A 24,835-nucleotide genomic window follows, 5' to 3' on the forward strand; every position below is an offset into this window, starting at 1 on the left:
TATTGCTTTAATTTTTTTACACTTGAAATATAATTTACTATTATCCAAATAATGCGATAAATAACTATATATATATATATATATTAAAATGGAGAATATATATTAATATGAAGAAAAAAATAAAATATTCTCCATATTTATTATTTGAATTCAAGACAGTTAAACCTTTTGGATTTTGGACTTAAAATTAACAAATGAACCTCAAGAAGAAAAAACTATTTTCCATTGCTAAACATGAAAAAATATGCTGTTAAAATTTTGTTGAATTAACCTATAACTATTCCAAATGGATTTTTCCAAAGTATTTCCTGTGATTACAGGCAATCTATTATGTACAATCAGCCACAATTATTCACTATTTTAGCAATGAAAACCTATTTAAAGACAACCTATCGTGAAATAGTTGAATGTTTGGAGCTTATGGATAAAATAAGAAAATTCCTAGGTCTTAATAAGCTACCACACTTCACAACTATTCAAAAATTCTTTGTAAAAGAATGTCAGACACCATAATTAAAAGATTTAAATGACTTAATTAATTTTTATGCATCCATCAGAATGTAAAATTAGTTGCCATATGGATGGAACTGGGCACACAAGCGACTATGCTGATAAAATTATTATGCACATAATATAGAGGCAAATCACGAAAAGCTTACATTAAAAACCAATATTGCAATCAAATGTTGACACACGAATGATCCTAAAATTACGCAGCAAATAAAAGTCCAAAACATGATACACAATTCGCATTACCTTCAATCAGGCAATTAATACCATACAAACCCCCTATTACATACTAGCAGACAAAGCATATGATTTCCGAAAATAAGAAAAATGCATAAAATGAAGAAGTAGGAGCATTCGACCAAATACCATTAAAAAAAAGGTGCGACAACAGGACATTATAGATTAAATAGCGCTACAATCCGTCTGGCATGATGTCTATGCACGAAGAATGAATGTTGAAAGCGTAATTTCCGTAATAAAAAGAAGAATTTAATGGCGTTAATTCTAGTAGAAGTACAAAACTACAGAATAAAGAAACAAAACTCAAAGATGTATTATATAACATTTACAGAACCATAAAAATTTTTTAGAAGAGGGTTTCTACAAGGTTAAAATAATATTATATTTTTGAAATAACAGATACTTTTATATTAACATAATTATAAATAAATTATTATATTTAATAGGAGGTTTAATAATATGGTTTTAGCAACTTCTAAAATATATGGAAATTATCAAACAAGTATACCTAAAGAAATTAGAAAAAGATGTAATATTAATAAAGAGTATGTTATAGAATGGGATTTAACAGAAGATGGAAAACCTGAAATTAATTTTAGAAAAAGAAGAAATTTTGAAAATTTAATAGGTGCCTTTCATTTAGATGAAAAAACTAATTCAGTTGAATTAAAAAGGAGTTTATATAAATGAAAAAATATTTTTTAGATTCTTCTTTTATTATGGCTTTAGTTTTAGATTCAGATTCTAATTATGATAAAGCAGTTAATTTAAAGTATGTTTTAAAGGAAAATTGTTTTATCAATAATAATGTTTTAAATGAAGTTTTAACATTAGCTGGAAGAAAATTAAATATTTATTCAGCTAAAGAAATTTATTATAATTTAATAGATTCTTTTGAAGTTTTAAATGAATATTCTTTATTTAATTATAATTCAGAAAATTTTAAAATATTTGAAAATTATGTGGGTAGTAATTCAAATAAAACTAAATTAAGTTTTACAGATTCAAGTATTATATTAACTATGAATAAATTTCAATATTTATAATTTAGTTACTTTTGATAAAGAATTTAAAAGAGTTGAAGGTATTAATTTATTGGGATTATGAAATTTTATTTTTTTTTCTTAAGAAAGTTATTTCTGAAGGATTTCTTTTTTTTGTTTTTTGAGGGTGTGACACAAACATGAAATTAAAATTTTTGTCTAAATTTTTAATATTAATTTATATATTTTTTAGATTTAAACTCTAAATTTAAATGTTTTTTATTATTTGATGTTATTATTAAACATGAAATAATTGTGTCTCATCCTCTTTTTTTATTGTTTAATGTTGTTTTGAATAATTCAAGAGAAAACATTCAGTAAATACTAAAGTTTGGTCATGTTCTTCTTTAGTTAATAATTTAGTTAGTGAGGCTATTATCGACGGTGTTGTTAAAGGTGAAGCAGAAAATTGTGATATAGCTATTTTTGAACTTCCTCATGGAACTATTGGACTTTTAAATAAATTGGATTTAAAAATAGGTCTTTTAACTAATATTGCTGAGGATCATTTATCTGAGTTTGATGGTTCTCTTGAAAAGTATCAACAACGTAAACTGATTTTAGAGGCGATGAGTGAAACATTTATTTCAAATGATTCTTGTAGGAGCATTATTTCAAAAGTAAGAAATGATGCTATTTACTATGCATTAGATAAGGATGTTGACTTTAAAGGTATTGTTGGAGATGAGTCATTAACTATTGAGTATGGTGAAAATAAATTCACAGCCCCTTTTAATATGATGAGTTATTTCTTTGAAAATGCACTTGCAGCATCAGCTTTGGCTTTAACATATGGTATTAAAAAAAAGGATATTATTACTGCATTAACAGAATTTAGAGGACTGCCTGCTCATATGGAATATGTTGGTGATTATAATGGAAGAGATGTAATTCTAGATTCTGCATTTTTATATGATGGTATGAAAATTACATTAGAATATTTTAAAGACGATAACGTGATTTTATTTTTAGATCACTTTGACACGCTTTCTAAAAGGGATAAAGCCGAAGTTGGCAAGCTAGTAGGAGAATATGTGGATGTTATAATAGCTAGTGGATTTAATGAGGTTACTCAGGAAGTGGAGATTGAAGCAGCACATGAAATATTGGATGCTATTGAAAATCCGAATGCTATAAAAGTTGCTGTAGAAACAATAGAAAAAGCAGCAGAGCTTACTTTTAAATATTCTAAACCAGGAGATATTATTTTACATATGGGTCCACTTATAGCTTATGATAGACTAACTACTGTTGATAAAATTATGAAAGGGCTTGAAGAGGGAAGTAGGAAATATGAATGAGTCTGATTTTGATAAAAACACTATTTTTGGTGTAATTGGTGTTTGTGGAGCAAATAATAATCTAATAGCTAGAATACTTTGTGAAAGAGGTTTCAAAGTTATTGGAACCGATTTGTCTCAAAAAAAAGATTGTAAGTTTGCAAATGCTTTAAATGCATATGATATAGATGTTTTTTATGGTAAAACACCAAATGCATTTTTCAATAAGGCAGATTATATTATTCCACCAGCAAGTTTACCTAAGGATTCTGATATTTTTAAAAGAATAAATAAACCAATTTTAGAATTAAATGACATAATTGAAATATTTAAACCAAACAAAGCAGTTTTTGGAATAACTGGTACTAATGGTAAAACAACATCAACAACATTGCTTAAAAAAATAGCTTTTGATAATGGTATTGTTCCTTGTGAACATAATTTAGATGGAATGCAAGGTAATGCAGAATTTATCCCGATTTTGCAATCAAGATTAAATGCGGATGTGGGAATTTTGGAAGTTGGAACATTCGGAATACCTGGCACAGTTGGCAGAATAGTAAAAAGTTCTGACATGTGCGGTGGTTTGATTACCAATATTACTCCAGATCATTTAAATGACCTGGGAAGTTTTATGGATTATGCAAATGTAAAAGGAGAATTTATATCTGAATTAAATAATCGTAAATTAATAGTAAATGGAAATGATCCAACAATAATTGGACTTTTAAGAGAATTAAATTATCAAGGAGAACTTATTACATTTGGAGTTGATGAACTTCCAGATTCTCTAGGAATTAAAGAATGTGTTTGTGGAGAAGATATTGCCGTTAAAGAAATTATTTCCGGTTGTGGATATTACTACTGCCAATGTGGAATTACAACTCCTCAATTTGATTATGTTGCAACAAATGTTGATTTAACAAACAGGACTTTTGATTTATACACTCCAAGTGAAAAACTAACAGTAAAAATGGGAATCGATGGACTTCACAATGTATATAATATTACTGGAGTTATTATAGCTGCTCATGAATTCTTAAAGTTACCTTTTGATAAAATTTTAAAATCAGTTGCAACTTTCACAGGTGTTAAAGGCAGAATGGAAAAAGTAGCAAAAATAAATTCAAAAAACATTTTCATAGATTATGCTCACAATCCTGCAGGAGTCCAAACAGTTTTAGGGGAATTTAAAAAATTATTCGGGGACTTTACAACAGTTATTACAGTTTCTTCTGAATCAGGTCTTGAAGGAGATTTAGAGATTTTTAATAGTGTAGTTAAATTTTCAAAATTTATTGTTCCAGCATCATCTGCTTCTCAAAAAATTGCAAGTGAAAAATTAAAAGAAAACCCAAAATTAAACGATAAAATATTTTTAAATCATATAAGCGAATTTGAAAAAAAAGGAACTCTTGGAGCTAGCGAAAATAATGTGCGGGATGGAATAAAAAAAGCTTTAAATTTAGATTGTGACATGATTGTAGCTATTGGAGAGGCAGCTATTAAGTTTAAAAATGTTATTTATGAGTTATAATTTACGTAATGGATAAAAAAAGAAAAAGATGGAAGTTTATAAACTTCCTTATTTTTTAACTTTTATAGTTACTTTTTTACTTAATGCTTGGTAGTATGCATTACCTGCAAATTTAACAGTAGCTTTGTAAGAACCTTTTTTAGTTAATTTAGTTAATTTGAAAGTAGCTTGACCTTTACTGTTTGTTTTAGCAGAATATGTTTTTTTACCTAATTTTATAGTAACTTTAACTTTACTTAAAGCTTTGTTTTCGTTGGTTTTTAATACAATAGAGTATTTTTTAGTTTTCTTTTTAGCTTTAAAGGTTACTTTTTTAGCATTCATTTTAGGAGTTGCTTTTTTAACAGTTAATTTTGCAGTTTTAAAAGTTTCATTATAATTGGAAGTTGATGCAAATATAACTTTAACATTGTAGTTACCTGGTTTTAAATTATTAACACTAACTGTACCTTTACCATTAGTAACTTTAACATTAACTTTTTGAGATCCAATAATAACACTAACAGTACCTGATATTGGGTTAGCTAAGGTTATAGTTAAAGTTTTAGCTACATTATAAATTTTAGAACCACCTGAAATAGTGATGGTAGGAGTAGCTTTAGCTACAGTAAAAGTAGTATTAGCAGTACTTGAGTAAGTAGTAACATTATCGCCAACAAAGTTAGCTACAGCAATATAATTGCTGGCATCTAAAATATCACTAACTTTTAAAGATCCACTGCCATTAACAACGGTTATACTATAATTTTTATTATTAATATTTACAGTAACATTACCCGAAACATTATTTAATAAAGTAACATCAATAGTAAATCCGTTACCATAAGTAATGTCTGCAATTTTAACTGTTAAATTAGTGTCAACAGCAGTAACTTTAAGTTTAGTAGCATTAACATAAAAATGACCATTAATTTCAGTAGTGCCTATAGCAACAGCACTGTCATATGTACAATCTTCAATAGCAATAGCATCATCAAAATTAGCAGCAGAATCAACTACACCATTAAATTTAGAATTAGTGAAAGTACAATTTTTAAAGTAAATGCCATCATCTTCAAAATAACCAGTACCCTCACGGTAAACTAAAGAATCAGCAGTAATATTCTCAAAAATACAATTATTAAGATTTACAGCATAGTATTTATATAAATTAACTACATTATTTGCATCAATATCTTTAAAAATACAATTGTTAAAGGTCATTGAATTTGTTTTTGCATATCCATATTCCAAAAACATTCTCGGATCCATAGTAGTACTATAATACTTTGTCTCATTACCGAATCTCATAGGTGCAGTAAATGTACAATTAATAAAAGTAGAATTAATATTTATACCTGTATCAATACTTGTACCTGCAGCTATTGTTAAATTAACAAATTTATGAGTAACATTTGTTACACCAGCAGCACCTGATTCAAGAGGTAATTTAAGTATAACTTTGCTACCTAGACCAATTACAGTAATATTTCTGCTACACTCTAGAGGAAAATAATTGTAGTCCTCTGCAGTATATTCTCCATCTGCTACATAAATTACTCCATTATTTAGAATATCCCGGAAAGCTCTAAGAAGTGAATCTTTTCCTCCATATGCATTTTCCCAACTTTGACCATCAACAGATTCTGGATCATTAGGAGATGAAGCATTAACATAAATAATATTGTGCCACTCTGTTAAAACATTATCATTTGACATTCTTAATAAAGATTTTACAGAAGATTTAGGAGAATTACATATGCAAGTTTCATTATATGGGGTGGCTTGATAACTGTTGATAAATACATTATTACAGAAACAGTAATCATTACCAGTAATTACAACAGTATCAATTCCAGTTGCGGTGTGATTGACAAATAGGTTATGACAAATTTTAATATGGGGATTTCCACCAGTACCATTTTCATATGTATAAGTTGCAGCAGCAATTGCTTGGCCTATTCTTGCATAGTTTCCAGTGAAATTAGAATTACATACGGTTAAGTAACCTCCATTCAATACAGAGATGGCTCCTCCGCGACCAAGAGAAGTAGTTGAAATGTTGGTGTAAGCCTCACATAGGTTTTTGTTATAGTTAAATCTACAGGAATCTATGGTTATATTGTATTCAGAGCCATAGTTGTATGCTCCGATTGCTCCACCACCATTATTGGTAGTACAGTTGTTATTTTCAAAAGTAGAATTATATATTTTTAATTTACTGTAGGTGTATAATGCTCCACCATTCCATCCAGCTGTATTTCTTTTAAAAATAGAATTTTGAATTTCAGTTTGAGCATTTGTATGAGTATGTATTGCTCCAGCCCACCAATTAGCATGGTTGCCGTCAAACAGAGTATTATTTACATATAAAATTCCACAATTATTAATTGCACCAGGTTCAACACTGGCACTATTATTAACAAAATTACAATCATCAACATACATTACAACACTTGTAGTACTTCCAAAAACATAATTAGAAACTGCACCATAACCAGTATTACAATTAGTAATATTGCATCCAGAAATATACATCAAATTATTAGTATTATATATAACTGAATTACGTCCTGTTGCAGTTTGAATATTATTAAAAGTACAATTTTCTAAATAAACTGTACCATCAAGTTGTAATAAATTGTTAGCATTAACATTTAAAAATTTAACATTAATAAAATGTAAGGTTAATGCAGGATTAATGTTTAAAAACGGTGTTTTAGAAGTAGAACCTCCAGTAATATAACTGACATTACTACCAACGATGGTAGCACTATTTTTGAACTTTATTACTTCGCCAATGGTATAAGTAGTTCCAGTTAAAGTAATATATTGACTAGTTGGGGCTTCACATTTATTTTTCAATGTATTCCAATCATATGCAGTAGTGGGTGTTCCACTAGTAGATGATATTTTAGAGTTTTCTGAAGCTAAATCATCATCTAAATTTTTTATAGTTTGAATATCATCATTTGAATCATCAACATTATCAATAGATACAGAATTATCATCAAGTGTTGATTCTGCAACTACTGTATCATTAATATCTTCCGTAGCACTTGCTGTTCCAATAAAACAGAGTAGCATCATGAGTAATGATAATATTGCTATCTTATTTAATTTAATTTTTATTCCTCCCATTTAATTAAATTTTGAATTTTTTTTAGAAAAAAATAATTTAGTTAATCATTTGAATTTGATTTATACTAAATCATTAAAACTTGAATAAAATGCAATTTTATTAAATTATAGATAATTATTTATCAATGCTATTTTACTCAATATTATATGATGTATTTAAGTAATATAAACCTAACGATTATTTGCTTTTAAAAAATAGTAAAAAAAGGTCTATTTTTAGACCTATACTGTTTAAATTAAGTTTTATAATTCATTTTTCTTGTTTTTTGTTTTATATCCTATGATTGAGAAAATTAATATAATAATAACTATTGTAATCATTTGAATATAATTAATTCCATCTAAAGTATCTATTTTTTTACTTACCTCATAAGATTTCGAATTAGAAGCATCTAATTGACTACTTCCTTCAATTGAACCTGAAGAGGAAGAAGCACTTGTAATATCAACACCAGAAGTACCATAAGTATAATGTGATGAATTTAAATTTCCATTATGGGCTTGTGATTTAGTATTATTGGGGTTTCTTCCAAAAACATTGTTTTTATTAGTACCACCATTTCCAGAATTAATAGATTTTCCACCATTATCTCCATTTCCACTAATAGAATTTCCTTTAGTATTCATCCAACTTAATGACAAACCTTTTCCTTTATATGGATTATCAAAATAATATTTCAACGAATTAGGGTATTCATTAGCACTCATTTTACGCACAGGTTTAGAACCATCAGTATTATTAACGACAACATTTCTCGGTCCAATTGCATCTACTGCACGGTTTCCACAATATTTTCTAGTCTTTAAAATATTATTTGCAACAATAGAATCTGATACTATAGAATTACCACCGCCTCTAAGTGCAACTGCACGATCACTGTTAGTTGAAACATTGTTGTATTGAATATTATATTTATGATTCCCATTAGTAGGTTGAGTGTAACTTATACCATAAACATTAAATCCTTTTTCAAATTTATTTACAGTATTAACAATAATTGTATTATTAAATATTCTATCGTCAGAATCTTGTACTTCAATTCCACTTACTAAAGCCCAATAATGCTTACTTGCGACTCCAGTAACATTAATAAAATTACTAACAATATCTAATTGGGTTATACCATTGTAATTTTGTGAATAAATACCAATATTAGGACCGTTACTATAACTACTAATGTTATTAAAAGCTATTAGTACATTTTCAGCATGACCTGTTACTTGAATTGGATAAGCAGTACCATGTGCTTCTTTACCACCAGTAGTGCGGATATGAATATTATTGCCAACAATCATAACATCACTAGAAAAATACACATCTAAACCATACAAATAATTATCAGTACCATTTTTAGTAATATAATCACTTTCAAGGATAATATTTCTCTCAATTGTCGAATTATTGCATGCATAAATTAGTACAGCATCTAATGTTGGATATCCTTTCTTTAAACTATTAATAACACTACATTTTATATAATTATCAGATAATCTTAGGTTGTAACATGACTCTGCTGCTAATGCTGCAACTGCATCCATACGAATACCTACAGTTCCCCAATTAACAGATCTTAAAGGAAGAGAACAAATAATATTATTACCTGAAATAAATGCATCACGAGTGTTTGTTAAAACAACACCATAATTATAACCATTTGTAATAGCGTTTCCATAGAGTTTAACTGTATTATTTATGAGTTGTAAATTAGATAATTTATAATTTAACCCATTAGAATAAATTCCATAACCTATAATATTTTTAGGAACAGTATAATTAATGTTGACATTATAAATTGTAACATTATTTGAATTTATTAAAATACAAGCTCCTTCATTATAGCTAAAATCATCATTACAAACAAAGTTTAAATTAGTTAACATCACGCCATTAGCATTTATATTAAAAACAGTATTGTAAAATAAAGTATTTTTTCCAGTAATCTTGGTATCTGTTGAATTTATAGTAAACGCGCCTAAATCATTAAAAGCACCATAAAATGTGAGTTTGCTTCCACCATAATTACTTTTTAAAACTTTATTATCATCAAAATATATTTTATAGTTTTTTTGATTGATAACATAATTTTTATCAATGTTAGATGCTTTTTTAGAATCATCAGAAGAATAAGAAATTAAATTCGTATTTTCCACATCATCATTAATAGTTAATAAATTAGCATCATTTGTGGATGTTAAATTGTTATTTACATCTTCAAAAGCAGAAACATAACTAATACTAACTAAAAATATAATGGATAGTGAAAATAATAATAAATATTTATTCATTTTCAATTTCAACCCTCTTTATTATTCTAATTGCCATATTTCATGACATTATTTAAATATTAAAGTAAATCAAAATAATATTAATTTTTAATATATTTCAACTAACTTTAATAATATTATTTCACATTTAAATAGTTAATAAAGATAACTATTAATTATAATATAATGGCACTTTCAAAAACTTAAGTGATTTTTAGAAAATCACATTATATTTTTATTCTAATACTTAAGTTTTAGATTAAATCTTTTTAAAATTCCTTCATCTGTTTTAAATAATTTTTTAATGTATTGCTATTTTTGAGTCATTGAAGTAATTAGTGAGTTTTTTTTGAATTCTGAAATTCTGTTATGATGCATTTTTTTTCTCTTGGTTGCGTAGTGATTGGTTTAAAGAAGTTGTATACGTTTATCTAATTGTCTCTGAATCGACCAATTCTTTTAGCCAATATTGTATTTAATTTTAAGTCGAATAAAGCTAAAAAGATACTTTCCAATTATCCATTCTCTTTTTAATCCAAAGGCTATTCCTAAATATAATAATATCCTGAAAAAGTCCATTTCATGCTTAATTTCATAATCAGACTTTAAAAATGATGTTTTCTACGTTTTGATGTGATTTCGATGTTATGTTCTTTTTTCAATAATTTACGAATTTTTATGAAGACTTCCATTAAAATAACTATACAAAAACTCAATATGCTCAATTACAGGAATAGTAATATTTGAGTTTCCATTAACAATACTAGAAAGATCCGTATAAATTATATGGCCACATTTATTACATTTATATTTCTGAACAACACAATTCTTTTCTCCAATTTCTAAAAAAATTAATTTTCTAGAATAAGTTCCATTTTTAACAATATCACGTGAATTATACTCCTGACAAACTACATTAACTGGCTTAAAATATTTTTTCACCTTTTCTTGTTGAAACAAACAAAGAATTATCAATAGAATTGCACCCAATTCGAATTTTATCTTCATTGGTTCGATCGAGAAAATTCTGGAATCCTTTCGTAAAGTTTAAATTGTTTATCCAATATAATAACTATTTGAAGTTTTTATATTTTTATTATTCATGTTAATATATTAGATTCATTTAATATATTAATTTTACTTCTTTTAAATTAGAGTAAGATTTCAATATTTGATATAAATAGTCAAATCAGATTTTCCGATAGATATAAATATTATCTGATTAAATAATAATATTCATATTATAAAAGAACATGATTATTATGACTTTAGCAACTAGTAAATTATATGGAAATGATGAGTTACATTTACCAAAAATAATAAAAGACGAATTTAAAGACTTTCCTATTGATAAAAATACTATATTTGATTGGGATATTCAAGATAATAATATAATAATAACTCCTAGACAAAAAACAACATTTGATGATGTATTTGGAATGATAGATGATGATGGAGAAGATTGGAATATAGATGAGTTGATTTATGATGAATAAAATATTCATTGATACTTCATTTATCATACCTATTTTTAAAAAGAATGACAAGTCTAGATTAATCATTGAAAAAAATAAAGACATATTATTTGAAAATGAGTGTTATATTAGTAATGGTGTTTTAAATGAAGTAATAACTGTAGTTATGATGAAAACCAAGAATATTAAATTAACTGAAAAAGCTTATTATTTCTTAAATGATAATTTTAATATTATCAATGAATTTGAAATAGAAAAATATAATGATAGGGTTTTTACATTATTTAAAAAATATAATGAAAAAAATTATAAAGCTAGTTTTATTGATTGTTCAAGCATTATTATTGTTAATAACCTTGATGTTGGACTATGTTGTTTCATTAGATAAATTTTTCAATAAATTTAAAGAAATTGAGTTATTAAAATTGGAATAAATATATTATTGCGTATTTTATTTTTAACTAATAAAATTTTTGATTTAAATGCTCTTATTAAAAAATTAACAGAAACACAACATCTATAACTAATTATTGAGGGAATTTCATTCTAAAATTGTAATTGAAAAATTAAATGATAATATATTTTTAAATCACGATCCGATAAAAAAAACTCTTGGAGCTATAAAATAATGTTATTTATGAATTATAATGAAAGATAGTTAGATAGGATTGGATGATTACTCATCCGCACCCTCTCGAGAACCGTACGTGTATCTTTCGATACATACGGCTCAAATAGACCTTTATCTGAAAATATTCACTTTCGGCACGAAATATCCTAAATCTTTGTTTATTTACATACTTATAGGTCTTCTTCCAATCAGTATCAGACCATATCGTAGCGTATGATGTTGTGGACTCTAAAACAATGTTGTTTTGAGCATAACTCAACTTTATCACCATCCTTTTAACAAACAAACATTAATAGTTTTATTTACACGTTGTCTACTCTTTGAAAGTTAGCCATGTTTCCATGCCTACCACAAAAGGGCAGGTATCCGTTCACAGTTAATAATTTCCCTGTTTTCCTGTTATCTTTCGATAATTAACGGCTTTCGCTTTTTTCAAAATCCTCTACCACCTGAAGAATTCCACTTCATTCGCAATCCGCTTACCTAAAAAAAGAGTCTTCTTTTAGGACTTCAAATGGCTTACCGGGTTAATCTCCCATCAGATACGAATAAGGTAAGGTTCGAACTTTACACCGGCAATTCTACGGGTTGTGCGTTATAAGCATAAGTAAAGTACTTATTTCCTAATTGCAATCGATAGTAGCACTCTTTATAGTGCTTTGTATCCTACCTATCGTCATTTGTCACGATGCTTGCATTCGTTCACTTTAATTAACCATTCTTATTCTTCCTCTAGCCCTGTAAAAACCTGACAACACTGGATACTAGTGTTTCATTAGACATTTTGCTCATGCAACTTCTTAGGCTCGTTACCAAGCTAAGAATTTCACAGGAGGAAATCCCAACACAACAGGGATTAAAACAACTTCATACAAGAAGTGTCTCACTGATACAAGAGTAGGGAAAAAGGAGACCCTATCCCGTCGCACTTACTTAGCAAATGCTCTTTGTTAATATATTAATAATGCTTTAAATAATAATTAAATATATAAAATGTTAATATGCAGGTTTAATCATGACTAGTTATATAAAACATCCTTTAATTAAAGAAAACTCTATAGAATCAAGGTTATACCAACAAGTTTTAGCGGGGGATGTTTTAAAAAAAGGAAATACTATGGTTGTTGCACCTACCGCATTAGGTAAAACTATCGTAGCTATTCTAGTTGCAGCAGATAGATTGAATAAAGTTAAAAATTCAAAAGTTCTTGTTTTAGCTCCGAGTAAACCACTAGCAATTCAACACGAAGCTAGTTTTAAAGAATTTTTAATGGTGCCTTGTGCATCAATTACAGGAGCGGTTAAAACTGATGAGAGAACTAAACGGTGGGAAGAATCAAGAGTTGTTTGTGCTACTCCTCAAACTGTTGAATCAGATTTGCTAAAAGGTCGATATGATTTAAATAATGTTTCTTTAATAGTTTTTGATGAATGCCATCATGGAGTAGGTTCTTATTCTTATGTTTATTTGGCATCTAGATATGTTCAAAAATCAAATTATAATTTGATTTTAGCTTTAACTGCTTCTCCAGGTTCTGATAAAGAAAAAATAAAAGAAGTTTGTGAGAATTTATTTATTCAAAATATTGTAGTTAAAACTGAGGAGGATCATGATGTAAAACCATATTTTAATCCAGTTGAAATAGATTGGGTTAAGGTAAAAATGAGCAGTGAACTTGAAAAAATTAAAAAATACGTTGATAAGGCATTAAAAATCCGACTTAAAGCTTTAAAAAATATGGGTATTATTAAAACTGTTTCTGTAAACAAAGGGGATATTTTAAAAGCTAGAGCCAAAATTCAAAGTGAAATTGGAAGAACTGCAAATCCTTCTAAAGAATCTTTTCAAGCAATTTCAATATTAAGTGCTGTTATTAACATTCAACATGCACAAGGCCTTATTGAAACTCAAGGAATCCAAACTTTTAATAAATATATAGGGCGTTTACGTAAAAAGAAAACTAAAGCAGCTAAATCATTAATTTATGATGATAATTTTGGACGTGCTGTTAAACTTGCTCGTGATGCTGAAAAACATGGTTGGGAACATCCAAAACTTAGAAAAGTAACTGAAATTCTTAAAAAAGAGTTGGCTACTAGTGATGGTCAAACTAAATTACAATCTAAACGATACGAAAAAGAAGATTCTAAATCTTCTAAAATTATGGTTTTCACACAATACAGAGATACACTTGAAATGATTCATCAAAAACTAGAAAAAGAAGGAATCAAATCTGTTAAATTTTATGGACAAGCTTCTAGGGATGGGGAAAAAGGATTAACTCAAAAAGAACAAAAAGAAATCATAAAAGCCTTTAAAATGGGCGAATATGATGTTTTATTATCTACAAGTGTAGCTGAAGAAGGTATTGATATTCCTGCAGTTGATTTGGTCATATTATATGAACCGGTTCCTTCTGAAGTTAGGATGATTCAAAGAAGGGGGAGAACTGGACGTAAAAGAACTGGTCGTGTAAAAGTTCTTATAACTACGGGAACAATGGATGAGGGGTATTATTATTCTTCAATTTACAAAGAAAGTAGGATGAAAAATCAATTAATAGATCCTGTTGTTTTAGCCGAACTTAATGAATCTGCAGTTGAAAGAATGGAAAATGAAAAAAAGATTAAAGTCATTGATAAGCCTGAAAATGAAAAATTACCTTTGGTTTTTGCTGATTCAAGAGAAGGTAATTCTAAAGTTATTAGACATTTAAGTGAAATGGAAATTGATGTTAAAATCCAATCAATGGCAGTTGCCGATTATCAGGTAAGTGATGAAGTAGCTATTGAGAGAAAAACTGCTAAAGATTTTGTTGATTCAATTGTTGATAAAAGATTATTCAAACAGGCTCGTGAATTATCCGAAGAGTTTAAACGTCCTTTGATGATTCTTGAAGGCGATGACTTATATTCGGGTATGATTAATCCTAATGCTATTAGAGGTTCTATAGCTTCAATTGCACTTGACTTTGGTATTAGTATTATTCCAACAAGAAACGCTCAGGATACTGCAGCTATGATTAAAAGAATAGCTATTCGTGAACAAAGTGGTGAGAAAGTTCCTATTCAAATAAGAACAGATAAAAAACCACTGAGTTTGTTTGAACAACAGCTATTTATTATAGAATCCCTTCCAAACATTGGGCCTGTTAATGCTAAAAATTTATTGGAGCATTTTGGCTCTGTATCTAATGTTATTAATGCATCTGAAAGTGAACTTCAAGAAGTTGAAGGAATTGGTTTAAAAACAGCTAAAAGTATTAGGAATGTTATTGATTCCAAATATTTATATTTTAAAAATGAAATAAAAGAAAAGCGTCTTATTTAAAAGTTTTCTTTTATATACTCATAACTTTTTTTAATGGAATCATTATCATTTACTTCGATGATGTAGATGCCATCATATTTTTTATCTTCAAAAGTATTGATGATACTTTTTAAATCAATAGATCCATCACCTAAAGCAAGGTGGGAGTCATCATCACCAAAATTATCATGCATGTGGATGTGTTTAATACAATCAAAATACATTTGGTTTGTAGCATATCCAATATGATTAGCATGACCAATATCTAAAGTCATGAACATGTCAAGTGAAGTTAATGTTTCATTTAAATCCTCTAATTTTTGATACATCATTGATTCAAAAGAAGGCATATTCTCAATAGCTACCATTACTCCTAAATCTTGCCCATATTCTCCAAGTTCTTTTATAGATTCATTAGATAAGTCATAAACAACTTTTTCAAAACCTCTGGCTAAAAAGGGAATTAAACCTGGATGAACAACAACACATTCAGCATTAATTTTATTAGCAGTATCTATTGTTTGTTTAATCTGTTTAATTGAGTTTTCTCTACTAAGCTTGTTTAAAGAAGCAATATTAACATCCATAAATGGAGCATGCATAGAATATTTTAAATTAAAGCTTTCTACATTGGCTATATTAATATCTTGATTAGGGTACTGGTGTAGAATTTCAGCATATTCAAGTCCTAACTCTTCAATAAATTCTAAACTATCTTCTAATTTGTCATTTATCCCTGCTAATGTTGATGCACCAATTTTCATATCATCACTATTTTTTAATTGCTGTAATTTCTAATCCCATTTCTATAGCTTCTATAATAAAATTAGATAGTTCAATTCCTTGTTTAATTTTAATTTCTCCTTTTTTAGAGGTGGTGGCAGTAAGTAAATATTCACCACCTATACAAATATCAAAGTTTTTTCTACCATTGTCACGACCTAAATCTAAAATTAATTGTTTTTTTGTGTGAATTATGTCAATTTCAAAGGATTTTCTATTTTGAATATTTTTTTCAAGCACTTCAACACCAATACTTATTCCGATATCTTTTTCAATTTCAGCTATTCGCCTACCATTTTTACCAATGATTTCTGGGATGTGTTGTTCTTCAAAATAGATTTTAGCTCTTTCAGGTGATATTACTTCAACTTCTACTTTTGCTTTTTTAGGTAGTATCCTTTTTATTTTCCTTAAAATTTCTTTTTCAGCTATTTTTTCAACTGATGATTTTTGTGATTGTAAATCAGTATCTTGATTTACTAAATCAACATCCATAACAATTGTTTGTTCACCATAAGTGTAGATTTCATTTTTAAGTTCTCCACTTTCAAAATCTCTAACTTCAATAACAGGCCTTGCAAGATCTGCTTCTTTCATACCAGTTGGAACTTTAACGGTTATTTTTGTTTCATAAACATTTTTAACAGCACCATCTTCAATATAGATGCTAGTATCAACAATTGAAGGTATCACACCAAGTTCTACTCTTGAAGCTATTCTTTGAATTGCATCAATTGGTCTAGTTGCATGCACAACACCAATCATTCCAACACCAGCTAATCTCATATCTGCAAATATATTAAAATCATTATTTTTTCTTAGTTCATCATAAATAGTATAATCTGGACGAACAAGAAGTAAAACATCGGCAGTATTCTCCATACTTCCTTCAAGGGGACTGTATTGTGTAATTTCATTGGGTAATTGCAAATCTCTTGGCGATTCCATTGTTTTTACAACTTTATTTAGTTCTTCTGAGTAAAATTTAGCAATAGATTGTACAAAAGTACTTTTTCCTGCTCCTGGTGAACCGGATATTAATATTCCTTCTGCATTAGTTCTTATCCTATCCATTAGTTTATCAGATAAATGATAATCACTTAATTCAATATTAACAACAGGTTTAACTGCGGTTATTTCTAAACTTTCAGAAAAAGGCACTTCTGCTATCGAAATTCTATATTGTTTTGAATAATTCAAGAGAAAACATTCAGTAAATACACAATTGGTTGTGATATTTCAACATCATGTTGTTTTTTAAGTAATAAGAGATTTCTATGAAGTCCTGCATCATAAACTGATATAAATCATCAATACAATCAGCAGCGAATGTAATATTTGAATTGTTAGAAACAGGTAAATATAAATCAGTGTGAAAAAATTTTACCACATTTTTTAAGTTTTCATCAATTCTTAAAAATATAAGTTTACGTTTCGTAAAATTCCATTTTTAATATTGTTTGGTGATTTACAAGAAGGACAACTTAGCAATTTTATTCTCAAAATGAATTTTGCCCCTCTTTTCTAATATAATTAGAACTATTATTAATAGATTCACATTCAAACGAGAAAGACCTTCAAATTCACGGAATTCAGAAAATTCAAGTACCAAATCAAAAAATTTAAGTCATATAGACTCCATACTATTACATAGAAATTCTATATATTAGTTTAAGCTGATATAAACAATTTACTACTTTTAAATTAAAAATAAATAATAAATAGTAGAGAAATTTTTCATGCCACAAAAAATTCAAATCACACAAGTTTTTGAAAGAGATTTCATATTTTACCATTCATCAATGAAATAACCCCTCTTAATCAATACTATTATAATAACTAAATTAATAAACAAAGATAAGAATATCTATGTTTTAAAAAAATGCAGTTATAATAAATATTGTTAAAATAAGGATTATATAAGTTTTAATCCTTATTTTTTTATTTTAATTTTAGTGTTTTTGTTTATTGCGTAATTTTGGTTTGCTGATTTTATAACTACTTTATGTGTTCCGACTTTTAAACAACATGTGTGTAAGTGAGTTTGTCCCTTTTCATCTGTTATTAATGTGTATGTTTTGTATTTTTTTCCTGTGAAGCATTTTACTTTGATTTTAATAAAAGGTACTGCTTTTTTGGTTTTTTTGTTGATGATTTTGATGTTTAATTTTTTGTCTTTGTGGATTTTTGCTGTGATTTTATTTGTTTTTACAATTGTGGGGATTTTATTGATTTTAATATTAACCTTTTGGGTTGGTGATTTATAATTGTTTAAAATATTAATATAAGCTTTATAGTTTCCTGCTTTCCATTTTGATACATTAAATTTGGCTTTTCCATTTTTATTTGTAGTTGCATAGTATGTTTTACCATTGACTTTTAATGCTAATTTAACATTGCTAATGAAATAATAATTTTTTATATCCATAAGTTCAACGGTGAAATATTTTCCTGAATTATATATGGTTTTAAAATTATCAGCATGGATAAATGCTGGAACTTTATTAACTTTAATAATCGCATTAGCACTATACTTATAAAGTTTATCATGACTACTTAATTCAACCTTGTAAATACCATCATTTAAGTTATCAGGTAACTTTAAAACACCTAAACCCTTATCATCAATAGTTAGGTTAAATATTTTATCATAACCTTTTTTAAATATGTGTACTTTAACAATGTCTCCTTTAAATGGAATATCTCCTAAACTAAATTTAACAAGAAAATTACCTGCTGTTCCATAGTTGATGGAAAGATTATTAGCAGTTAAATGTCCTTTAGAGTTTACAACAACACAATAAAATCTAGCAGGTTTAGACGGATCATTATCATATAAATCTCCAATATAATCACCATGAACAACACCTTCTAAAAACTTATAATGAGAAGCAGCACCCATAATTCCATGATATCCTGTGTTATTGAAGAAAAATGTATCTCGAATAGTTCCGTTTGCCCCTTCCCAATAAATAGCACCACTTCCACCATAACTTACACTATAAAATTCATTATTATATATTGATGAAGCGATTATAGTTCCATTATTACCTTTCCAATATATAGCACCACCAGGACCACTTTCTAAAGGTTCCAAGATAGATAAATATCCCCCATTTACTTTCCCATTTATTATTCTTAAGTTTTTTAGTACTACATTGTCAGAAAGTATGTATAATGCTCTGTATTTTTTATTAGCGTCTAAAGTACTGTGCCCATTTTCACTTGTGATTGTTATGCTTTTATTAACAATTATTTGATGACCAGTACTTTTATAAGTTCCATTAAGGACAATGGTATCATTATCGTTTGCTATGTTAATTGTTTTTTGAATATCTTCAAAAGTGCTTCCATTAACATATCTAACTACTCCACCTGTTTTTTTTAAAGGAACATTATCTATATTAGATAAATAAGAAAGATTTGGAGCATCAGTATTGTCTTCTATTATTGTATCATTAATGTTCTCATTAGCTGATACTAATCCTATGCTGAATATTAAAATAATTAATAATAATGTTGATATTAATATTTTATTCATTATTATATCCTCCTTTTATTTTATTATTTTTATATTTCTGGTACATGATATTGTGTATTTGTTGTTTGCAGAACTTATAATAACTTTATGTGTTCCTACACTTAAAATTTTTGTATTTAAATAAATTGTACCTTTATCGTTTGTTGTTAATGTGTATGTTTTGTAGTTTTTTCCTGTGAAAACTTTAAGAAAAACCTTTATTCCCGTAATTGTTTTTCCTGTAACTTTATTTTTAATATTAGCAGTAAAATATTTGTTTGCTTTGTATTTATGAATTATATCTTTAGCATTTACTATAGTAGGTGCTTTATTTATTTTTATCGTACTTGTTTTTGAATCAGCTTGCAGGTATTGAGTTGGTTCTCCACTCTCTATGATTACTTTATGAGTTCCGATGGATAATTTAGAGCAATGATGTTTTGAATAATTCAAGAGAAAACATTCAGTAAATACACTACATATTTTTTCTTATTTTATTTATTTTAATATCTATTTTTTCTTCTTTTAAAAACTTTCTGAGGACATCTTTTTTATACTCTTTCTATTGGTAGGTTTACTCAAAATTATATGATTTTAACCTTGTAGAAACCATATCAAAATTTATGGTAACATCGAATTTATTTAGTTGTTTTGTCTAAATAAGTCATATAAATTCTTTATTTTTAATTTTAACATGTTTTTCATTCATTATTATTTTTCACTTGAACGTGTACTTAGCAAAAAAATTTTTCCAAAAATGCTTAGATTTTGATTTTAAGCGATTTTATTTCTTTAATTTTTTTACACTTGAAATATAACTTACTATTATCCAAATAATGCGATAAATAACTATATATATATTAAAATGGAGAATATATATTAATATGAAGAAAAAAATAAAATATTCTCCATATTTATTATTTGAATTCAAGACAGTTAAACCTTTTGGATTTTGGACTTAAAATTAACAAATGAACCTCAAGAAGAAAAAACTATTTTTTTCCATTGCTAAACATGAAAAAATATGCTGTTAAAATTTTGTTGAATTAACCTATAACTATTCCAAATGGATTTTTCCAAAGTATTTCCTGTGATTACAGGCAATCTATTATGTACAATCAGCCACAATTATTCACTATTTTAGCAATGAAAACCTATTTAAAGACCAACCTATCGTGAAATAGTTGAATGTTTGGAGCTTATAGATAAAATAAGAAAATTCCTAGGTCTTAATAAGCTACCACACTTCACAACTATTCAAAAAATTCTTTGTAAAAGAATGTCAGACACCATAATTAAAAGATTTAAATGACTTAATTAATTTTTATGCATCCATCAGAATGTAAAATTAGTTGCCATATGGATGGAACTGGGCACACAAGCGACTATGCTGATAAAATTATTATGCACATAATATAGAGGCAAATCACGAAAAGCTTACATTAAAAACCAATATTGCAATCAAATGTTGACACACGAATGATCCTAAAATTACGCAGCAAATAAAAGTCCAAAACATGATACACAATTCTCATTACCTTCAATTAGGCAATTAATACCATACAAACCCCCTATTACATACTAACAGATAAACATATGATTTCCGAAAATAAGAAAAATGCATAAAATGAAGAAGTAGGATCATTCGACCAAATACCATTAAAAAAAGGTGCGACAACAGGACATTACTGCACTGCCTAAAATTGTCATGATTTTTTGTAGCTTACTCTTAATGCCATGTATTATGTGGGTTACCAAACATTAGTAATCTGCATATCCATTAATCAGGACAACCAAAACCAAATTTTCAAGAGGATGTTCAGTTAAGAAAGTTGGTTAAACCAAGAGGTTTATCTCCAAATGCTATAAAAAATTATAATCTGTTTTAGAGAAATATGTGAATAAATAATGGATGAATTAAATTATTATTTCATCAACATTGTAACTTTTCAATTTAGAAGAGTGTCCGCCAAAACTCAAAAATTAATTTTTGACAAACACGAATAATGCTTCAATTGTAAAAATAAAGAAAATGTTGCCTAGATGAATTGCTTTTGGCGAACACCCTTTAAAAGAAAAAAATAAAGCATTATCCAGAACATTTAGTCGAATGTTTTGAAAAAGAATTTTTCCCAGAATATCGAAAATTTCTCTAAAAAGATTATAAAGAAAAATTAGAAAGTACAAATAACAATAGAGAATTTCAATGGTAATACAATGCCTAAATATGAAAAAAGAAGTTATAAAACAAGAGGATTATGGAGTGCATTAATGCACAAAAAAGATGGCTGGATAAAAAGACGAAATGAAGACCTAACAAATTGACAGTCCCGAGTTTATAGGAACATTAAAATTAGATGTAGGTTAATTATTATACATGAAACCTAAAAATAAAAAACCTACAGAAATATATTGTGTCGAAGACTTATTTAAATATTGCTTATTTGGTCAGGAAATGTTCTCTACATTTCTAAACATTATTTCACTTAATATCGTTGATTTATTCTTAGAAATGTTTGATTTTAAATTAAATGTGGTTTATTTTGATTATAGAGAATATGATCCGGAATTTGCTAAAACACATATCAAAAATGCTTTAGTTGAATTTAAATTTAACAAAAAATACATAATTTTCAAACAAACTTACAATATCGCCAACTTAATTTTTCTTCTAAAAATTATTGTTTTCTATTTTATTAATATTTTATTAGTTTATTGGTTATATATCATGTTTATATTTGTTATTTTTAAAAATTAGTAATTCAATATTTGTATTTCTTTGTTTAAATAGTTATTTGTCTTATTTAATTTTGCAAGTGCCAAAGTTGCAAATCAATTTAATTAATTCTTTCTTCATTTTATTTAAAGATAGTGAAAATTTTATTGATTTTTAAATAATTGATATTTAATTGTTTACGTTATAGAAAGTTATAATAGTTTAAAAATAGATTTTTAGTATTATACAAAGTTTTATTAAGGATTGAGGGCATATTATGAACAAAAAATACAAACCCTCAATACTATATTGGGGAAAGAAATTAATTAACTTTTCTATTTTTCCCAATGCTGTCAATCTAAGGTTTTTTTAATTTAAGCTGTCTTATTTCTTTTTATCTCTTTCTTCGTTGGCAGTTGCTTTTATTTTAGTGCACATTATGTCTTTTTTGGCTATTTTTAATATTTCTCTTTTATTGTGTGTCGTATTTGTTTTTTATCGTCTGTTAGTAATTTTGGTATTTCTTCTTTGATTTTGAAGACTCTTTCAAAAACTTGTGTGATAACTAATTTTTTCGATTAATCTATTCATTTAATTTTTTCAAAATAACAGATTAATTAGCTTTAAATTATAAAAATAACTCCAAATATTAAGAAAAAGTTTTTAATAAAAAACTTGCAGATATTTAAATCACATAAGTTTTTGAAAGTGCCATTTTGAAAGGTACCATTCCTAGAAACTTAAGATTTTTCATGTGAAATTTTTTATTAATTCTGTTTATTTGATAACGTTGTTATATTATTTTGGGATTAGGATTTGATTTTCGTAAGTTTTTTATATGATTTGTGAACAGAACTATTAAACAAGATGTGAAAACTCACTAATTTTTGGTGAAATTATTTGATTAGTGTGTTTTTTTCTTGTTTCCTGGATGTTTATTATAAACATCCGGGGTTTTTCGTTCTGATTATTATTATTGTATTGATTTTCTTTATATTGTATTAGTTCTTTAGATGCTTCTTTTACTATAAAATCGATTATTTGCTCTCTTTTCGTTTGCGTTTCAAATATTAGGTCAAATAAGAATAAATAGATGTTTCCCGTTATTTTTGCGAAATTCGACTGATAAATTATTTTTTCATCTTTATTTCTGGGTATTCTTGTTATATTGTTTTCTGCATGATTTTTAATTGTCATTGCTAGGTTATAAACGAATATGTGGGCGTGAAAATCTTGTTCGATTATTGTTCTTCGAATTCCGCTGAAATCTTCGATTTCGATTAAATTTTTTAATCTGTCAAATCCAGTTTCAACTGCCCATCTTTTACCATATAATTCTTTTAAATCTTCTGTTGAGAATTCTTCAGATGTTAAATTTGTTGCAAGTATTTCAGGTTCGTTCTTACCAATATCTACTAATGCTATGCGAATTTCTAATCGCCCCATCTTTCTTGCTTTTTCTTTTAAATTTTTCATCATCATCAAAATGACTTAATCTATTATTTGTTAAATTTATTTTTATAATTTCATCATTAGTCTTCATTTGTTTGATTAAATGTCTAAATACATTTTTTGGTAGTCTTATTAAAAATTTAGAGTTTAAATCAATGGTTTTTGCCATGAGTTCGATTGATGAATATCCTCGATCGTAAATGGTAATTAATTTTGTAATGTTTAATCTTTGTTTTAAGTTCTCTAAATGTTCAATTGCTAAATCTACTTCATTTATTGTTGTTTCAACAATTTTTGCTGTTAAAATATGTTTAGAATGAACGTCTAAAAGACATGAAACTCTTGCACGAATTCTTTTTTCTTTTAACAGGTTTTCATCACCAACAGGGAATTCTTCACGTGTTAAAGTAACATTGGGAAGATCAATAATACTTCCATCACAAGCACTAACAATATATCCTTTAAATTTTGAAAATCCAGAATATTTGCCATATAATTGGTCAATAAAAGATTCATTCATATCAATTTAAAAAAAAACTTTTGGGTCAATGAACATTCTTTGTTTTCCAATTCCTTGGCTAGAAATTGTTTTAAACTTCTTATTCAATCCTATTGTGAAAAATCTAATCGTTTCAATATAAGATGTACAGCTTCTTTGAGAAAGAATAAATGTTGTATACTCTTTTTGAGTCATTTTTCTATCTCTAATAAACTTATTATCTTCAGTTACATATTTTTCAGATATAAAAACATCAAATAAACTGAAAAAATCTTTGACAAATCTATCATAAGAATACATCAATCCAACCCCCAATCAAATAAATTCATGATTAAAAAACTTTAATTACTTATATAAATATATATATAATTAATAATATTTAAAATAAACTATTAATAATTATTAAAATTAGATATAAATAAATTAAAATTAATTAATAAAGTATTAAAATAAA

General features: G+C 27.0%; 17 protein-coding genes and 1 pseudogene. 8 read left to right on the forward strand and 10 right to left on the reverse strand.

Going from position 1 to position 24,835, the window contains the following annotated elements; all coding sequences use genetic code 11:
• The first annotated feature begins 330 nt into the window (after window positions 1-330).
• The 5 genes from Q9969_RS08745 (at window position 331) to Q9969_RS08765 (ending at window position 4,610) form a co-directional block, all read left to right on the forward strand.
• A complete protein-coding gene (locus Q9969_RS08745; protein ID WP_305556520.1) occupies window positions 331-513 on the forward strand; it encodes a transposase in 183 nt (60 codons plus the stop codon).
• 696 nt (window positions 514-1,209) lie between these two features.
• A complete protein-coding gene (locus Q9969_RS08750) occupies window positions 1,210-1,440 on the forward strand; it encodes an AbrB/MazE/SpoVT family DNA-binding domain-containing protein (protein ID WP_305556531.1) in 231 nt (76 codons plus the stop codon).
• On the forward strand, window positions 1,437-1,796 hold the full coding sequence (locus tag Q9969_RS08755) for a PIN domain-containing protein (protein WP_305556534.1): 360 nt from the start codon (window positions 1,437-1,439) through the stop codon (window positions 1,794-1,796). The genes Q9969_RS08750 and Q9969_RS08755 overlap by 4 nt, the downstream gene beginning before the upstream one ends.
• A 374-nt stretch (window positions 1,797-2,170) precedes the next feature.
• Window positions 2,171-3,094 (forward strand): Mur ligase family protein, encoded by a 924-nt coding sequence (locus Q9969_RS08760; protein WP_305556858.1) that lies wholly within the window; start codon window positions 2,171-2,173, stop codon window positions 3,092-3,094.
• Entirely contained in the window at window positions 3,087-4,610 is a 1,524-nt protein-coding gene (locus Q9969_RS08765) for a Mur ligase family protein (protein WP_305556537.1), read from the forward strand. Before Q9969_RS08760 ends, Q9969_RS08765 begins: the two co-directional genes overlap by 8 nt.
• A 48-nt stretch (window positions 4,611-4,658) precedes the next feature.
• Here Q9969_RS08765 and Q9969_RS08770 read toward each other — a convergent pair whose 3' ends face one another.
• The 3 genes from Q9969_RS08770 to Q9969_RS08780 form a co-directional block, all read right to left on the reverse strand.
• On the reverse strand, window positions 4,659-7,679 hold the full coding sequence (locus tag Q9969_RS08770) for a hypothetical protein (protein WP_305556551.1): 3,021 nt from the start codon (window positions 7,677-7,679) through the stop codon (window positions 4,659-4,661).
• 294 nt (window positions 7,680-7,973) lie between these two features.
• On the reverse strand, window positions 7,974-10,016 hold the full coding sequence (locus tag Q9969_RS08775; protein WP_305556562.1) for a hypothetical protein: 2,043 nt from the start codon (window positions 10,014-10,016) through the stop codon (window positions 7,974-7,976).
• A 645-nt stretch (window positions 10,017-10,661) separates the two neighbouring features.
• On the reverse strand, window positions 10,662-10,970 hold the full coding sequence (locus Q9969_RS08780) for a hypothetical protein (protein WP_305556565.1): 309 nt from the start codon (window positions 10,968-10,970) through the stop codon (window positions 10,662-10,664).
• Window positions 10,971-11,257: 287 nt separating this feature from the next.
• Between Q9969_RS08780 and Q9969_RS08785 the strand changes: the two genes are divergently transcribed.
• From Q9969_RS08785 to Q9969_RS08795, 3 genes are all read left to right on the forward strand, one after another.
• On the forward strand, window positions 11,258-11,491 hold the full coding sequence (locus Q9969_RS08785; protein WP_042692044.1) for a hypothetical protein: 234 nt from the start codon (window positions 11,258-11,260) through the stop codon (window positions 11,489-11,491).
• Window positions 11,481-11,858 (forward strand): PIN domain-containing protein, encoded by a 378-nt coding sequence (locus tag Q9969_RS08790; RefSeq protein WP_305556591.1) that lies wholly within the window; start codon window positions 11,481-11,483, stop codon window positions 11,856-11,858. Before Q9969_RS08785 ends, Q9969_RS08790 begins: the two co-directional genes overlap by 11 nt.
• 1,258 nt (window positions 11,859-13,116) lie before the next feature.
• Window positions 13,117-15,432, forward strand: a complete 2,316-nt coding sequence (locus Q9969_RS08795) for a DEAD/DEAH box helicase (protein ID WP_305556594.1) — start codon at window positions 13,117-13,119, stop codon at window positions 15,430-15,432.
• Here the strand turns inward: Q9969_RS08795 and Q9969_RS08800 are convergent.
• From Q9969_RS08800 to Q9969_RS08830, 7 genes and pseudogenes are all read right to left on the reverse strand, one after another.
• Window positions 15,429-16,175, reverse strand: a complete 747-nt coding sequence (locus Q9969_RS08800; RefSeq protein ID WP_305556597.1) for a sugar phosphate isomerase/epimerase family protein — start codon at window positions 16,173-16,175, stop codon at window positions 15,429-15,431. The two genes, Q9969_RS08795 and Q9969_RS08800, sit on opposite strands and share 4 nt — an antisense overlap.
• Window positions 16,176-16,182: 7 nt before the next feature.
• A pseudogene (locus Q9969_RS08805) lies at window positions 16,183-17,385 on the reverse strand (ATPase, T2SS/T4P/T4SS family); the annotation flags it as partial.
• A 742-nt stretch (window positions 17,386-18,127) separates the two neighbouring features.
• On the reverse strand, window positions 18,128-19,735 hold the full coding sequence (locus Q9969_RS08810; protein ID WP_063720327.1) for a hypothetical protein: 1,608 nt from the start codon (window positions 19,733-19,735) through the stop codon (window positions 18,128-18,130).
• Between the two features lie 15 nt (window positions 19,736-19,750).
• Window positions 19,751-20,167 (reverse strand): hypothetical protein, encoded by a 417-nt coding sequence (locus Q9969_RS08815; RefSeq protein WP_305556625.1) that lies wholly within the window; start codon window positions 20,165-20,167, stop codon window positions 19,751-19,753.
• Between the two features lie 3,121 nt (window positions 20,168-23,288).
• The gene (locus tag Q9969_RS08820) at window positions 23,289-23,912 is read right to left on the reverse strand and encodes a transposase (RefSeq protein WP_305556628.1); all 624 of its coding nucleotides are present in this window, start codon (window positions 23,910-23,912) and stop codon (window positions 23,289-23,291) included.
• Window positions 23,833-24,402, reverse strand: coding sequence for a transposase (locus tag Q9969_RS08825; protein WP_305556645.1), 570 nt, complete (start codon window positions 24,400-24,402; stop codon window positions 23,833-23,835). Before Q9969_RS08825 ends, Q9969_RS08820 begins: the two co-directional genes overlap by 80 nt.
• Window positions 24,403-24,408: 6 nt before the next feature.
• Window positions 24,409-24,681 (reverse strand): hypothetical protein, encoded by a 273-nt coding sequence (locus Q9969_RS08830; RefSeq protein ID WP_305556651.1) that lies wholly within the window; start codon window positions 24,679-24,681, stop codon window positions 24,409-24,411.
• Window positions 24,682-24,835: the final 154 nt, after the last annotated feature.

The sequence above is a fragment of the Methanobrevibacter sp. V74 genome (genome assembly GCF_963082495.1).
In the GTDB taxonomy this organism is placed as follows: domain Archaea; phylum Methanobacteriota; class Methanobacteria; order Methanobacteriales; family Methanobacteriaceae; genus Methanocatella.

Bases quoted from the DNA above. Each gene is read 5' to 3' on its own strand.
- Q9969_RS08820 (WP_305556628.1), bottom strand. From the start codon at position 23,912: ATGATGATGAAAAATTTAAAAGAAAAAGCAAGAAAGATGGGGCGATTA.
- Q9969_RS08755 (WP_305556534.1), top strand. From the start codon at position 1,437: ATGAAAAAATATTTTTTAGATTCTTCTTTTATTATGGCTTTAGTTTTA.
- Q9969_RS08800 (WP_305556597.1), bottom strand. From the start codon at position 16,175: ATGAAAATTGGTGCATCAACATTAGCAGGGATAAATGACAAATTAGAA.
- Q9969_RS08770 (WP_305556551.1), bottom strand. From the start codon at position 7,679: ATGATGCTACTCTGTTTTATTGGAACAGCAAGTGCTACGGAAGATATT.
- Q9969_RS08745 (WP_305556520.1), top strand. From the start codon at position 331: ATGTACAATCAGCCACAATTATTCACTATTTTAGCAATGAAAACCTAT.
- Q9969_RS08790 (WP_305556591.1), top strand. From the start codon at position 11,481: ATGATGAATAAAATATTCATTGATACTTCATTTATCATACCTATTTTT.
- Q9969_RS08795 (WP_305556594.1), top strand. From the start codon at position 13,117: ATGACTAGTTATATAAAACATCCTTTAATTAAAGAAAACTCTATAGAA.
- Q9969_RS08810 (WP_063720327.1), bottom strand. From the start codon at position 19,735: ATGAATAAAATATTAATATCAACATTATTATTAATTATTTTAATATTC.
- Q9969_RS08825 (WP_305556645.1), bottom strand. From the start codon at position 24,402: ATGAATGAATCTTTTATTGACCAATTATATGGCAAATATTCTGGATTT.
- Q9969_RS08765 (WP_305556537.1), top strand. From the start codon at position 3,087: ATGAATGAGTCTGATTTTGATAAAAACACTATTTTTGGTGTAATTGGT.
- Q9969_RS08750 (WP_305556531.1), top strand. From the start codon at position 1,210: ATGGTTTTAGCAACTTCTAAAATATATGGAAATTATCAAACAAGTATA.
- Q9969_RS08785 (WP_042692044.1), top strand. From the start codon at position 11,258: ATGACTTTAGCAACTAGTAAATTATATGGAAATGATGAGTTACATTTA.
- Q9969_RS08775 (WP_305556562.1), bottom strand. From the start codon at position 10,016: ATGAATAAATATTTATTATTATTTTCACTATCCATTATATTTTTAGTT.
- Q9969_RS08830 (WP_305556651.1), bottom strand. From the start codon at position 24,681: ATGTATTCTTATGATAGATTTGTCAAAGATTTTTTCAGTTTATTTGAT.